Source organism: Herbidospora mongoliensis (genome assembly GCF_001570545.1).
Taxonomy (GTDB): Bacteria; Actinomycetota; Actinomycetes; order Streptosporangiales; family Streptosporangiaceae; genus Herbidospora; species Herbidospora mongoliensis.
On record NZ_BBXD01000011.1, the window covers coordinates 337,184 to 350,991 of the forward strand.

Annotated in this window: 9 protein-coding genes; 3 read left to right on the forward strand and 6 right to left on the reverse strand. The window is 69.9% G+C overall.

The genetic code is table 11. The features are described 5' to 3' along the window. Positions 1 to 2: 2 nt before the first annotated feature. Together AW272_RS13075 and AW272_RS13080 are read left to right on the forward strand one after the other, a co-directional pair. A complete protein-coding gene (locus AW272_RS13075; RefSeq protein WP_066364114.1) occupies positions 3 to 2,861 on the forward strand; it encodes a helix-turn-helix transcriptional regulator in 2,859 nt (952 codons plus the stop codon). Positions 2,862 to 3,130: 269 nt separating this feature from the next. Then, the gene (locus tag AW272_RS13080; RefSeq protein ID WP_066364115.1) at positions 3,131 to 3,565 is read left to right on the forward strand and encodes a cupin domain-containing protein; all 435 of its coding nucleotides are present in this window, start codon (positions 3,131 to 3,133) and stop codon (positions 3,563 to 3,565) included. Here the strand turns inward: AW272_RS13080 and AW272_RS13085 are convergent. Next, the gene (locus AW272_RS13085) at positions 3,549 to 4,127 is read right to left on the reverse strand and encodes a GNAT family N-acetyltransferase (protein WP_218010878.1); all 579 of its coding nucleotides are present in this window, start codon (positions 4,125 to 4,127) and stop codon (positions 3,549 to 3,551) included. The genes AW272_RS13080 and AW272_RS13085 overlap by 17 nt on opposite strands. 59 nt (positions 4,128 to 4,186) lie before the next feature. On the opposite strand from AW272_RS13085, the gene AW272_RS13090 reads away from it, so the two are divergent. Continuing rightward, complete coding sequence (locus AW272_RS13090) at positions 4,187 to 5,728, forward strand: aldehyde dehydrogenase family protein (protein ID WP_066364117.1); 1,542 nt, start codon at positions 4,187 to 4,189, stop codon at positions 5,726 to 5,728. A 176-nt stretch (positions 5,729 to 5,904) separates the two neighbouring features. On the opposite strand, the gene AW272_RS13095 is transcribed toward AW272_RS13090, so the two are convergent. The 5 genes from AW272_RS13095 to AW272_RS13115 all read right to left on the reverse strand — a co-directional run bounded on the left by AW272_RS13095 (position 5,905) and on the right by AW272_RS13115 (position 13,616). Then, positions 5,905 to 7,443, reverse strand: coding sequence for a S8 family peptidase (locus tag AW272_RS13095; RefSeq protein WP_066364118.1), 1,539 nt, complete (start codon positions 7,441 to 7,443; stop codon positions 5,905 to 5,907). Between the two features lie 136 nt (positions 7,444 to 7,579). After that, positions 7,580 to 8,017: a hypothetical protein gene (locus AW272_RS13100; protein WP_218010879.1), complete on the reverse strand. Its 438-nt coding sequence runs from the start codon at positions 8,015 to 8,017 to the stop codon at positions 7,580 to 7,582. Positions 8,018 to 8,045: 28 nt separating this feature from the next. Next, positions 8,046 to 9,860 (reverse strand): M14 family metallopeptidase, encoded by a 1,815-nt coding sequence (locus tag AW272_RS13105; protein ID WP_066364121.1) that lies wholly within the window; start codon positions 9,858 to 9,860, stop codon positions 8,046 to 8,048. A 114-nt stretch (positions 9,861 to 9,974) separates the two neighbouring features. After that, positions 9,975 to 12,902, reverse strand: a complete 2,928-nt coding sequence (locus AW272_RS13110) for an AAA family ATPase (protein ID WP_066364123.1) — start codon at positions 12,900 to 12,902, stop codon at positions 9,975 to 9,977. 9 nt (positions 12,903 to 12,911) lie between these two features. Continuing rightward, positions 12,912 to 13,616 (reverse strand): hypothetical protein, encoded by a 705-nt coding sequence (locus AW272_RS13115; protein ID WP_157518523.1) that lies wholly within the window; start codon positions 13,614 to 13,616, stop codon positions 12,912 to 12,914. Positions 13,617 to 13,808 lie beyond the last annotated feature (192 nt).

Consider the following 13,808-nt stretch of genomic DNA (forward strand, 5'->3'; position numbering starts at 1 on the left):
GCGTGGTGGGCCGAAAGACACAAACCGGGCTGGTTGGGCGGGCGCTCCAGCTCAATCGGCTGTCCCGGGTGCTCGACGCCGCGACCGGCCGGATGGCCGGGGTGGCGCTCGTCGGGGGCGACGCGGGCATCGGGAAGACCCGGATCGTCCGCGAGCTGTCGGCGATCGCGCGGGAGCGCGGGTTCACCGTTCTCGTCGGGCAGTGCGCCGAACTGGGCGACGCGATGCCCTATCTGCCGCTCGCCGACGCGCTCCGCAGTCCGGAGGTCGCCTCGGCCCTCGAATCGCGTCCCGTCCTGCGGCGTCTGCTGCCCGGGGTCGACACGGGCGGGCCCGACGCGCTCAGCGGGGCGCTGGCGCAGCAGCGGCTCTTCGGGGCCACGTTGAGCCTGCTGGGCGAACTGGCCGATCAGGCGCCGATCATGATGGTCTTCGAAGATCTCCACTGGGCCGACCATTCGACCCGTGACCTGCTGGTCTTCCTGACCCGCATGTTGCAGCGGGAGCGGGTGGTCCTCCTGGGCACCTACCGAACCGACGATCTGCACCGCCGCCATCCGCTGCGGCCGGTGCTCGCGGAGTTGCAGCGGCTGCCGCTGGTCGTGCCGGTCGAACTGCCGCCGCTCGACGACGACGCGATGGCCAGCCACCTGAGCACTCTCGGCGGCGGGAACGCCGGGCTGATCGGCGGCGTGGTCGGGCGGGCCGGCGGCAATCCGTTCTTCGCCGAGGAACTGTTCGAGGCGGCCGCGAGTGGTGACCGGCTGCCCGCGACCCTCGCCGACCTGCTGATGGCCCGGGTGGAGGGGCTGTCCGACACGGCCCAGCAGGTGCTCCGGGTGGCGGCGGTGGCCGGGCGGCGGGTCGATCACGACGTGCTGCGCGCGGCGGCCGGGCTGGCCGACGGCCCGCTGGAAGATGCACTGCGCGAGATCGTGTCGCGCGGCCTGCTCACCGTCGATCAGCACATCGGCTACGACTTCCGCCACGCCCTCCTCCAGGAGGCCGTCTACGACGACCTGCTGCCGGGCGAGCGAACCCGCCTGCACATGACGTTCGCGGCGCTGCTGACCGCCTCGGGCGGGCGGGCGGCCGAGCTGGCCCACCACTATTCGGCCGCCCACGACGTGCGCGGCGCGTTGATCACCTCGCTGGAGGCGGGCCGCCGCGCGGTCGGCATGGGCGCCCCCGCCGAGGCCCACCGTCATTTCGACCGGGCGCTGGAGGTGTGGGAGCAGGTCCCCGACGCCGACACGCTCACCGACACGACCCGCACCCGGCTCATCCTCGACAGCGCCGCCGCGGCGGCCGACAGCGGCGACAACCACCGGGCCATCGCCCATCTGCGGCGGCTCCGCCAGCTCGTCACCGAACCTCAGCTGGTGGCCGAGACCAACGAACGCCTGGCCTGGTACCAGGCCGACGGCGACGACTTCCACGGCATGGCCGAAGCGGCGCAGGCGGCGGTGACCGCCGTCGACACCGGCCCCGAGACGCCGGTGCTGGCCCGCGCCCTGGCCACCCACGCCCGCACCCTGTGGATCGTCGACCGCATCGCCGACGCCCAGGAGGCCGCCACCCGCGCCCTCGCGGTGGCCCGGCGCACCGGCTCGATCGACGCCGAGACGGCGGCGCTGGTCTCGCTGGGCATCCACTCGGAGGCGCTCGGCGACCTCGACCGGGCCGAGGAACTGCTGTCCATGGCGGCGAGCAAGACGTCCGGCTCGCTGTCGATCCACCTGCGGGCCCGCTTCACCCACAGCCGGATGCAATACGAGCGGGGCGACCTCGAAGCGGCGGCGAAGTCGGCCGAGCTGGGGTTGCAGGTCGCCCGCGAGAACGGCCTGATGTGGAGCACGTTCGGCACCGACCTGCGGTTCCTGCGCTACCTGATCTACTTCGCCGACGGCGACTGGGACATGGCCGAGAAGAAGGCCGCCATGTTCGGCGTCCGGGTCGGCACCCCGCCCGAGGCGATCCTGTCGTCGTTCGCCCTGTTCGTCGAGGTCGGCAGGGGCCACCCGGTGGCGGCCGACCGGCTGCGCTGGCTGGAGCCGTTCTGGGGCGCCGACGACCTGGTGACCTACATGACCCGGGGCATGGCCGCCGAACTCGCCCTCTGGCAGGGCGACCCGGCGACCGCGCTGACGCACGTCGACGCGGTCGTGGCGGTCCAGCAGTCCAACGACTCCGGCCTGATCCGCATCTCCGCCACCGGCCTGGCCGCCCTCGCCGACCTGCCGCCCGGCGACCCGGCCAGGGCGCGCGGCACCGAGTTCGTCGAACGCGCCCGCTACGCCGCCACCCACGGCCCCACCGGCCTCCGCAACGGACTCGGCCCCGAAGGCCGCGGCTGGGCGGCCCGCGCCGAGGCCGAGTGGCACCGCCTGAACGGCACCGCCACCCCCGAGATCTGGGAGCAGGCGCTGGCCGCGTTCGCGGGCGGTTTCCCCTATGAGCAGGCCCGCACCCGCCGGCGCCTCGCGGAGGTCCTGCTGGAACAGGGCGACCGCGCCCGCGCCCGCACGGAGTGGGAGACCGCCGTCGCCGTCGCCGACCAGTTGGGCGCCACCCCGCTGCGCCACGCCCTCGACGTGCTGGGCCGCCGGGCCCGCTTCACCCTCCGCGACCCGGCCGAGCCCGTCCCGGCGAGCATCCTCGACGCCCTCACCGGCCGCGAACGCGAGGTTCTGGCCCAGGTGGCGGCCGGTCGATCCAACCGCGAGATCGGCGAACGCCTCTTCATCAGCCAGAAGACGGCGAGCGTCCACGTGTCGAACATCCTGGCCAAACTGGGCGCGACCACCAGAACCCAGGCCGCCGCCATCGCCCACCAAGAAGGCGTGACCGCCGCCGACTGAACCACACGACGACGCACGCGCCTCAATCAGCCTGTGTTCCACCGTCGTGAGCGCTCCCCACGCCAAGGCCGAGGTCCGCTCGTGTCATTTTTCGTTACGGCTCCCGCCAACCCTCCCAACGCCACGACCACCTGCGCGCTGTGGCAGCCCGACACAACTGGGAAGATCGATACCCTCCAACCGGGTGCCATCGGCTTCCGCCGGCTTCGCCGGGGGCCGCAGGAGCCCATCGAGATCTCCGGGCAGAGTGCCCGGTGGGGGGAGCCGTGATGCAGCAGAAGCCGCCGCTGGCCGAGGAACTCGGGCTGGAGCCGCATCCCGAAGGGGGCTGGTTCAAGGAGACCTGGCGGTCGCCGGTGATGTTCTCGCCGGAGGGCTACGACGGCCCGCGGCACAGTGCCACCGCGATCTACTTCCTCCTCGAACCCGGTGAGGAGTCGGCCTGGCACGTCGTCGCGTCCGCCGAACTCTGGTTCTGGCACCGGGGCGGGCCGCTGGTCCTCACGTTCGGCGGCGACGGTGATCGCCCGGAGACCGGGGAGAGCGTCGTCCTGGGGCCGGACGTCCAGCGGGGACAGCAGCCGCAGGTGCTGATCCCGCCGGGCGTCTGGCAGGCGGCCCGGCCCGCGGGCGACGAAGGCGTGCTGGTCAGCTGCGTCGTCTCACCCGGGTTCGAGTTCGCGGACTTCAGGCTGGACGAGTAGAGACCTGCCCGTGGATGTGCATGTCGTGCCAGCCGTCCGCGTGCAGGGTGGCGCTGCGGAGGGTGCCCTCCAGGGCGTAGCCCGTTCGCTCGGCCACGCGGCACGACGCCGTGTTGGCGACGGCGTGGCGGAGTTCGACGCGGTGCAGGCCCAGGTCGTCGAGGGCCCAGCGGGTCATCTCCGACACCGCCGCGACGGTCGCGCCCTTGCCTCGGCCTTCGGGCAGCGTCCAGTAGGCGGTTTCGGCCACGCCCAGTTCGAGATCGACGGCGCGGAGGGCGACGCGGCCCACGACGAGGCCCTCGCGTTCGACGATCCACGACGCGCCGGTCTCCAGCGTCCAGCGGGCGCGCCATCTGGCGATCGTGTGGGCGGCTCTGGCGTGGTCGGCTTCGTGTTCCAGGTTCCAGAGGCGGATGTCGGGGTCGGCGAAGGCCGCCATGACTATGGGCTCGTCGCCCGACTCGCGGAAGGGGCGCAGCAGCAGGTCTCCGGTCCGCAGCGTCGGCTGGTGCTGGTCGCGCATGGTGCCGGCGGGGACGACCTCGGGGATGACGTACACCCGCCCATCCTGCCGCCCGGAATAGGGTGAACAGCACCAGCACGACGAGGAGGTCGCTTGTGACCCGGCAGATCGTTTCCGTCATCGGGGGCAAGGACGAGGCGTCCGGAACGCCTTATCTGTCCAAGAACCCCGCCCGGCTCACCCAGGTCGTCGCCGAGGTGGCGCTGGCCGATGCGGCGACGTTCGCGGCGGCGTGCCGGAGCGCGGCCGGGGCGCAGAAGGAGTGGGCCCGGGTGCCGGCGCCGGTGCGGGGGCGGGTGATCGCGTCGATCGGGCGGCTCGTGGAGGCCAACGCCGAGTCGCTGGCGCGGCTGGTCACCGAGGAGATCGGCAAGCCGTATGCCGAGGCGCTGGGTGAGGTGCGGGAGATCGTCGACACCTGCGACTTCTTCCTCGGCGAGGGGCGGCGGCTCTATGGGCAGACCGTCCCGTCGGAGATGCCGGACAAGAACCTCTTCACCTTCCGCACACCGGTCGGGGTCGCGGCGATCATCACGGCCGGGAACTTCCCCGTCGCGGTGCCGTCCTGGTATCTGGTGCCGGCGCTGCTGTGCGGCAACTCCGTGGTGTGGAAGCCGGCTGAGTACGCGGCGGGGTCGGCCGCCGCGCTGCACCGGATCTTCTCGGCCGCCGGGCTGCCCGACGGGATGTTCAACATCGTCTTCGCCGACGGCGAGCAGACCTACGCGGGGCTGGAGACCGCCCTCGGCGAGGGCACCGTCCACAAGGTCGGGTTCACCGGCTCCTCGGAGGTCGGGCGCAAGATCGGCGAGCTGTGCGGGCGGCATCTGCAGTCGCCGTGCCTGGAACTCGGCGGCAAGAACCCGATGGTGATCATGCCGGACGCCGATCTGACGCTCGCCACCGAGGGCGCCCTGTTCGCCGGGTTCGGCACCGCCGGCCAGCGCTGCACCTCGCTCGGCACGGTGATCGTGCACGAGTCCATCCACACCGACTTCCTGGCGCGCTTCACCGCCGCGGCCGTGACGGCCCACATCGGCGACCCCAACCTCGACGTGGTGATGGGCCCGCTCCTCGACCAGAAGTTCGCCGACCGCTACGAGGAGTTCCTGACCTGGATCGACGACCACCACACGGTCCACGGCCCGACCGGCCGGATCACCGAGGCGAACCCGTGCGGCAAGTTCCTCGGCGGCGATCCGACCGAGGGACTCTTCTACCACCCGGTGATCGTCGACGGCGTGCGGCCGACCGACCGGCTGTTCCTGGAGGAGACGTTCGGCCCGATCGTCGGCGTGACGACCTTCTCGACCCTCGACGAGGCGATCGAACTGGCCAACCTGCCCGGCTACGGCCTCTCGTCGTCGATCTACACCCGCGACCCGCAGGCGGCGTTCCGGTTCCGGGCGGGGGTGTCGGCGGGGATGGTCAGCGTCAACAACTCGACGTCCGGCGCGGAGGCGCACCTGCCGTTCGGCGGCAACGGGAAGTCGGGCAACGGCAGCCGCCAGTCGGGCGTGTGGGTGCTCGACCAGTTCACCCGCTGGCAGGCGATGAACTGGGACTATTCGGGGCGTTTGCAGAAGGCCCAGATGGATGTGGCGGAGATCGTCCCAGACCTGGAATTCAGGATCTAAGAACCTTTTCTTCCGTTACGGCTCCGCCTACCCCGGCACCGCCGCCCGCTCCCGCACCACGCCGTATCCGGCGCCAACCGGCCGCCCCCGGCTCCCGCCGTAACGACTGAGGCACAGCGAACGACATGAAAAGGTCCGGCCCCCACGCCGGAGCCGGACCTTTTCAGATCAGGTGGTCACGCGCAGCGGGAGACCAGGTCCCAGTAGCCCGAACGGGTTTCCTGGAGGCTGCGCTGGGTGCTGCCGGTGAGGCCGAGGTAGTCGTTGGAGCCCTCCGCGTACACGAGGAAGAAGAACTCCACGTAGGCCCTGCCTGCGGAGACGTGGGCGTTGTTCGTCGCGGTCACGCACTTCTTCACGGGCGCGGTCGGCGTCGGGGAGGCCGAGGGGCGAGGGGTGGGCGAAACCGTCGGCGAGACGGTGGGCGAGGCAGTGGGAGTCGGAGTCACGCTCGGACGCGGCGAGACGGTCGGGCTCGGCGTCACGCTCGGGCTCGGGCTCGGGCTCGGCGAAGCGGTCGGGGAAGGCGAAGGCGACGAGCCGCCGCCGGACGTGTTCAGCAGGACGTTCGGGGAGCCGCTGCCGGGGCTCGTCACGGCGCCCGTCACGCCGTTGCGGACCAGGGTGTCCCTGATCTGCGCGGGGGTCGCGGTGGGCGTACCGGAGAGGAGGAGGGCGGCCGCCCCCACGACATGGGGGGTCGCCATGCTCGTTCCGCTGATGGTGCTCTTGGCGGTCGACGAGTTGTACCAGGCCGAGGTGATGTCGGTGCCGGGCGCGAAGATGTCGAGGCAGGTGCCGTAGTTGGAGTACGACGCCCGTGCGTCGTTCTTGGCGGTCGCGCCGACCGTGATGCCTTCCGGCACGCGGGAGGGCGACGAGGAGCAGGCGTTGGCGCTCTCGTTGCCGGCGGCCAGGCCGTAGGTCACGCCTGACTTGATCGAGTTCTTGACCGCCGTGTCGACGGCGGTGGAGGCCGAGCCGCCGAGCGACATGTTGGCGACGGCGGGCTTGGCCGCGTTGGCGGTCACCCAGTCGATGCCGGCGATGACGCCGGAGTTGCTGCCCCGGCCGGCGCAGTCGAGCACCCGCACCGCGACCAGCTTCACTTCCTTCGCCACGCCGTAAGTGGTGCCGCCGACGGTGCCCGCGACGTGGGTGCCGTGGCCGTTGCAGTCGGACGCGTCGTTGTCGTTCTGGACGAAGTCCTTGCCGGACGAGGCCCGGCCGCCGAAGTCCTGGTGGGTGGACAGGATGCCGGTGTCGATGATGTACGCCGTCACGCCCGCCCCCGTCCCGGCGTAGGTGTAGCGGGCGTTCAGCGGAAGGGCGCGCTGGTCGATGCGGTCCAGGCCCCACGACGGCGGGTTGGCCTGCTCGGCGTCGATCGTCACCACGGCGTCCTGCTCGACGTAGGCGACGTCGGGGTCGGCGGCGTAGGCGCGCGCCTCCTTGGCGGTGGCCTCGACGGAGAAGCCCTTGATGGCCCGGTTGTAGACGTTCGTCACCTGGCCGCCGTTCTCGGCGGCGAGGTCGCGGGACTGGGCGCGGACGTCGGTCGTCTGCTTCAGCACGACGATGTAACTGCCGGGGATCGCGTCGGGGCTGTCGGTCCCCATGACGGTGGCCGGGCGGGCCTGAGCAGGCACGGCCAGCGACGCGCCCGCGAGCGCGGTGGCAGCGAGCAGCGCCGCGACTCGGGGGATTCGGTGCATCGGGGGTCCTTTCCTGGATGGCGCACGTATACGAAAGGCCCAGAAAATGGGCATGACGAAACGCCAGGTCAGATAGGGCGGAGTCACCCGCCTGCCCTGAGCTTCCAGGAAATTTCCGGCTAAATCCGGCGGTATATCATTTCCGGTCTGATGCCCTGAGGGCGCGGACGACTGCTAGTACAGTCGGCAGTTCGTCGTCGTCCAGAGCGTCCACCAGCTCACGGAGTTGCTGACGGATCGCGCCGGGATCGTGCCCCAGCCAGCGGCCCCGGGGCCGCCGCGGCCCCAGCAGCGTGACGAGGGAGTCGGCGGGCAGACCGAGGATCGACTCCAGCTCCCGCACCGCGGCCAGCGACCGCGACCGCTCCGGACGGGAGCGGCCGCGCTGCCAGTTGCTCAGGCTGGCCAGGCTGACATGGGCCCCGCGCTCGGCGAGCCGCGCGTGGAGGCGTTCCAGGGACAGGCCCCGGGCCGCGATGGCGGCCCGGAGCGCGCGTTCGAACGGCCCGGTGCGGAGCAGGACGGCGAGCTCCCGTTCAGGGCCCCGCGACCGGTCGTTAATCACACATGCCACGTTTACACCGGTAAGGGTTGGTAGTCCATCACTGCTGGGTGATCTTCACGTCATCCACGGCGGCCTCGACGAGTGAGGCGGTGCCGGCGTCGGCGGCGCTGACCGTGATCTGCACGGTCTGGCCCGCGAAGGCGGCCAGGTTGACCGAGGCCGAGGCCCAGGCGCCGTTGCGGTTGGAGGCCGCGCCGAGCTGCTGGAAGACCTGGGTGCCGTTCACCGAGACGCGCAGGTAGTCGGTGTTGGAGGAGTTCGACCCGTGCGCCAGGTACCAGGAGAACGACAGGCTCAGGGTGCCGGTGCTCGGCAGGGTGATCTGCGGGGAGCGGATCGAGGTGACGCCGCCGTCGAGGTCGTAGTCGCCCGCCGCCGAGCCCGCGAGCGGACCGGTGACGAGGTCGAACGAGCCGCTGACGGTGGTGCCGAGCTGCTTGGCGCCGCTGGAGGTGGTCGCGTCGGGGTTGGCCCGGGTGAACTGGCCGATGGTCGCGGTGTCGGTGCCCAGCGGGTTGGCGGTCCAGCCTGTGGCGGTCTCGAAGGTGTCGCTGTAGACGGTGGTGGCCGGCGGGCCGCCGCAGTACTGCGACTGCTTGCCGATGACCTTGTAGACGCAGTCGGCGTTCTCCAGCAGCAGCAGCGTCGCCTCGCGGTTGCGGGTGGTCTGCGGCACGATCGCCTCGTCGGGCGGGTAGAAGCCGGGGTTGGAGGCCACCGGGTACATCTCGAAGGTGTAGGAGAAGATCTTGTACGCGCCCCACATCCAGTCGTCGATCGACCCGTCGGTGATGTAGAGGTCGCTGGCCTGCTCCGGCGTGTAGTTGTTGGTCGCGGCCATCTGCGAGCCGAGCGTGGCGTGCGCGTCGCGGTCGTCCTGGGTCAGTCCTGCGGCGGTGTTGGCCGTCGTGTAGCCGTAGGGCCACAGGATCAGCTCGCCGTAGGAGTGCCAGTCGATGTGCGCCTTGATCTGCTGCGTCCCGCTGACGACGCGGCCCCGGACGAAGTCGGCCACGGCCTTGATCTCGGGCGACGACTCGGCCGACGGGCCCCGGTAGGTCTCCGAGGACGTCGTGCCGGAGGAGCCGCCGCAGCAGCCCCAGTTGTAGGCCCAGTTGCGGTTCAGGTCGGTGCCGATCGCGCTCGACCCGGAGTTGGGCTGGCGGTTCTTGCGCCAGCTCCGGTAGGAGCCGGTGGCGATGTCGTACTCGCTGCCGTCGGGGTTGACGTTCGGGATGATCCAGATCTCCCGCGAGTTCACGATGTCGGTGATCCGGGAGTCGGAGCCGTACGAGTCGGTGAGCAGGTTCAGCAGGTAGACCGCCATCTCGACGGTCAGGTGCTCACGGGCGTGCTGGCCGTGGGTGAACAGCACCTCGGGCTCGGCCTCGTCGGTCGCGACGTTGTCGCTGATCTTGACGGCGTAGATCTCCCTGCCCTGGTACGACGTGCCGACCGCGACCTTGCGGATGATCGCCGGATGGGCCGACAGGGCCGCGTTCACCTCGGCGTTGAGCTCGGCGACGTTGTGATAGGCGCTGTCGGCGGGCGGGAAGTCCAGGGGCTGCGGCACGACGGGGGTGAGCCGGTTCGGCGCGGCCTTGACGTCGTGGCCCAGGGCCCGGATGGCCGCGACCTCCTCGGTCGTGGCGGTGACCACGATCCGGTCGGCGGCGACCTCGTCGATGGCGGCGCCGGTCCGGGAGACGGCGGTGCGCTGCTCCTGGGTGCTGACCCCGTCGACGGTGTACTGGCGGTTGGGCGGGGGTTCTGCCCCGGCTCCGGCGCTCGTCAGTCCTGTGGTGAGGACCAGGACGATCAGTGTGAAAACAACTGTCAGGCGCTGCTTCATGAGGACAAACGTGAATCGGCCCCGCCGTTGAGGCAAGGCCGACTCACGATCTTCCGGTAAGTCCGTCGTCCGGTGGTGTCAGGACTGCGGTTCCTTGGTTCTAATCTGTGTTTTCTACTTCTCCCGGCCGTCGTACCCGAGCAGCCGCATGGCCACTTCCGGATCCATCGCGGCGGCGAGGAGCTGGGCCCGTTCGTTCGCCCGGTCCCTGGCCTCCTCCGCGCGCCGCCGGTTGGCCTGCTGCGCGCGGACGACCCCGACCAGGATCGCCGCGATCGCGACGACCCCCAGCAGGATCAGGAAGAACACGACGACCGTGCCGGTCGGCAGACCGGGGATGATCTCGGTCGCGGTTCCCATGGCGCCACCGGAGGCGGCGATCACCACGAGCACCAGCGCGGCCAGCGCGAGCGCGGCCCCGAACAGGCCCCAGAGCAGCCCGCGCGAACGGGTGCTCTCGGGCTTGGACCCCGACGCCTCGGGCGGCGGCGGCAACGGTGTGCCGTTGCCGTTGCCATTGCCGTTGGCCCACGGCACGAAGTCGACCGAGCCGTTGGCGGGAACGATCTCGCCCGTGATGGTTCCGGCGGGGGCGAAGGCCGGCACTGCGCCGTTGCCTGCGCCCACCCCTACCGGCTGCAGTGCCAGCTGACGCACCCGGGGCTGCGGCATCGTGCCGGTGACCTTGGTGTGCCCTTGGTGCGCCTCGACCGCCGCCGCGTGGTATTCCTCCAGGTCGGCTTGGAAGTCCTCGTCGGCGTAAACGGTGCCGTCGATCAGCGGACCCACGGTGCGGTCGATGATCGCGATGACGTCTTCGCCGTTGAGGGTCTTCTGCGTCTCCAGGGCGTGGGCGACGGCCAGGACCTCGGCCCGGTTGACCCGGAGCAGTTCCTCGGTCTCCTCGTACAGCCGGATCAGGTTGACCTCGATGCGGTCGGTCACCCCGCTCGGACCATCGGTGCGCTGGTCCTTCAGGTTGTCGGCCAGGAAGCCGATGTGGCCGCCCGACCCCTTCCGGGGGGCCGGCTGACCGACCGACTGGAGGCCCAGTTCCTGCAGCGCGGGCAGCGCGGAGATGCCCAGGCCCATGCCGAAGTGAGTCTCCATCAGCGCGGTGAAGTAGGTCGCCGACTCCAGGTCGCCCGAGACGCCCGAGGAGTTGTCGTCGCCGAAGAACATGCGCTCTCCGGCCAGCGAGGCCAGGGACACCATGATGTCCGACTCGTATTCCGACTTCCAGCGGGTGAACTGGTCTTCCGGCTTGATGCTGGAGACCATGCCGAGGTAGCCGGCGCCCTTCTCGATGGTGGCGATGTCGATCTCGAGGTGCTGCCGCGTGCGGTAGGCGACCACGGCGTGGCAGGCCTCGTGCACCGCGACTGCGTGGCGCTCGCGCTCGATGTACTCGACGTCCTCCGGCGGGCCGAGCTGCTTGAGCCGCTTGGCCTTGGTGACGTCGGCCCAGGTGATCACGTCGCGGCCGTCGCGGATCGCGGTGATCAGGGACTCGTTGACCAGGTCCTTGATCGTGGCGCCGGTGGCGTAGGGGGTGATCGTGGCGAGCTTGTCGATCTGCTCGTCGGTCAGCTCGTGCCGCACCTTCTCGAAGTAGCCCTGGTAGGTGCGGATGCGGCCGGGCTTGGCCGGATAGCCCACCTTGTAGATCCGGTCGATGCGGCCCGGTCGCAGCAGCGCCTCGTCGAGGGCGTCGGGCATGTTCGTCGCCATCATGACGAGGATGCGGTACTTGGGCGGCGGCTTGGGCCGCATGCCGAGCAGTCGCCGGACGTGGCGGTTGATGATGCCGCGCGGCTTCTTCAGGCCGGACAGCTCGGTGAGCAGGGCCTGCAGGGTGCCCATGTCACCGCCGCCCCCGCCCATCATGTTGCCGCCCATCATGAAGCGGCTGCGGCGGCCCGTGTCGGGCGCCTCGGTCGCGTGGGAGGCGGCCGACTGCCGGAAGAGCGTCTGCTGCGAGCCCTCCGAGAGATAGGAGAAACCGTGACAGGCGTCGCCGAAGGCGGGGCTGAAGCCGGGGCCGCCACGCGGGCCCTGCTGGGCCAGCGAACCGCGACGCCCGAGCGAGTCGGCCTCGTCGAAGAAGACGATGACGCCGCCGTACCGAAGAGACAGCTTGCGCAGCTTGCGGAACAGCGACTTGACCTTGAGGATGCCGACACCCATGAACATGTTGGTGAAGGCGCCCGGGTCGACGAACACGTAGGGCTTGCCGGTCTCGCCCGCGACGGCCTCGGCCATCAGGGTCTTGCCGGTGCCGGGCGGGCCCCACAGCAGAAGGCCGCTGGGCACGTATCCGCCACGCTGCTCGATCTCGTCGGGCCGCTCGAGGAAGACGATGCTCTCCTTGACGCGGTCGACCACGTGGTCCTGGCCCCAGACATCGGCGAACCGGGTCTTGATGTCGTCGGGGAAGTAGGTCTCGACGCCGCCTCTGGACAGGAACCAGAAGATCGCCACGAACTGGAGCACGACGAACACCAGGATCATGCTGTACTGGATGATCATCGGCAGCCAGGACCAGACCAGCGCCGGGAACTGGAACAGCGCCATGACAGGTGACAAATCTCCTGGCAACAGCTGCGCCAGGACATAGGCGAGCAGTGTGACCCAGAAGATCCACTTGATGGCGCGGCTGATCCGGAACCGGTTCCAGTCGGAGAACGTGCGCTGGTTCCAGCGGGTGAAGCCGCCGAACACCTTCTTGGTCCAGAACTGGTGATAGGCGGCCGAACGCTCACTCACCAGGAAGTGCACCTGCCGGAGCAGGTCGATCCCGATCAGCCAGAGCAGCCACGGCGTGGCTTCCGCCTGGTAGACGAGCGCGTCCCAGAAGGACATGAGGCCTTCGAACTCGCCCATCGTCTTGACGGCGAGCAGGAGGAACACCGCGGTGAGAACGATAATGATCTTGGCGCGATCCCAGAAGGCCATCTTCTTGCGGGTCCGCGGATCCCTGTCGTCGGGGCCCGAACCGGGTGGCCGGAGTCCCTCGTACTGCGGCGGGGGGGCCGTCTTCATATGGGCTCCTTACCCGATGTTGGACTTCACCTTGAACGATTGCGCGATGGCGCCGAGCTCGGCCTCGCGCTGCTGGAAACAGGTCGCGGAACAGCGGATCAGGAACGTCGACGTCTTGCCGCCGTCGGCCGAGACGTAGCTCGTCTGCATGAACGTCTGCACCGGTCCGCCCATGTAGCGCAGGTTGAACTGCACCCGCACACCCTTGACCCCGTTTTCGCCCTCGAGCACCTCGTCGGCCGTGAGCTCGAAGCTCTTGTACGGGTATTCGGGGTTCTCCTCCATCTTGGTGCGTTCTTCCTTGGTGGCCGCGACCGGGAAGTTCATGATGTTGCGCAGGTAGTTCAGCGAGACGTCGCTGGCCTGATCCTTGGTGAGCGTCCGCACGATCGCGAGCGCGAACGGCTCGTCGGGGCCCCCCGGCACCGAACTCATCACGTGATTGATCGACGGTTGCATGTGGCCGTCGTAGGCGACGGTCCAGGTCAGTTGTTTCAGCACCTGGCTGGTGGCCGACGACGGATCGCCGAGAACCGCCGCGTCGACCTGTTTCTGGTCGACCTTCTGCCAGGCCGCAGGGACTTTGAAGTAGGTGCCGCCGCCCGAGTCACGGACGAATGTGTATTGGGAGCCGCCGCACCCGGACAGACCGGCGATCATCGCAGCGACCACGAAGGCCGCCGCCGTGCCGGACCCCGCCCGCCATTTATTCACAGGGCCATACCTCCGCTTTGCGGGTCTACGAGGTAGTAGTGCCCGTTTTCCAAGTATCCCGCTACCGGGACTGGTGTTACATCTTGGAAAACTTGACCAAATCTTGCCCGGATCTTAGCTCCAGTTGTGACGTGATCACAGGCGGCGGTAGCCGCTTATGCCAACAGGCCACAGTGCGCGGCAGCGTAGGCC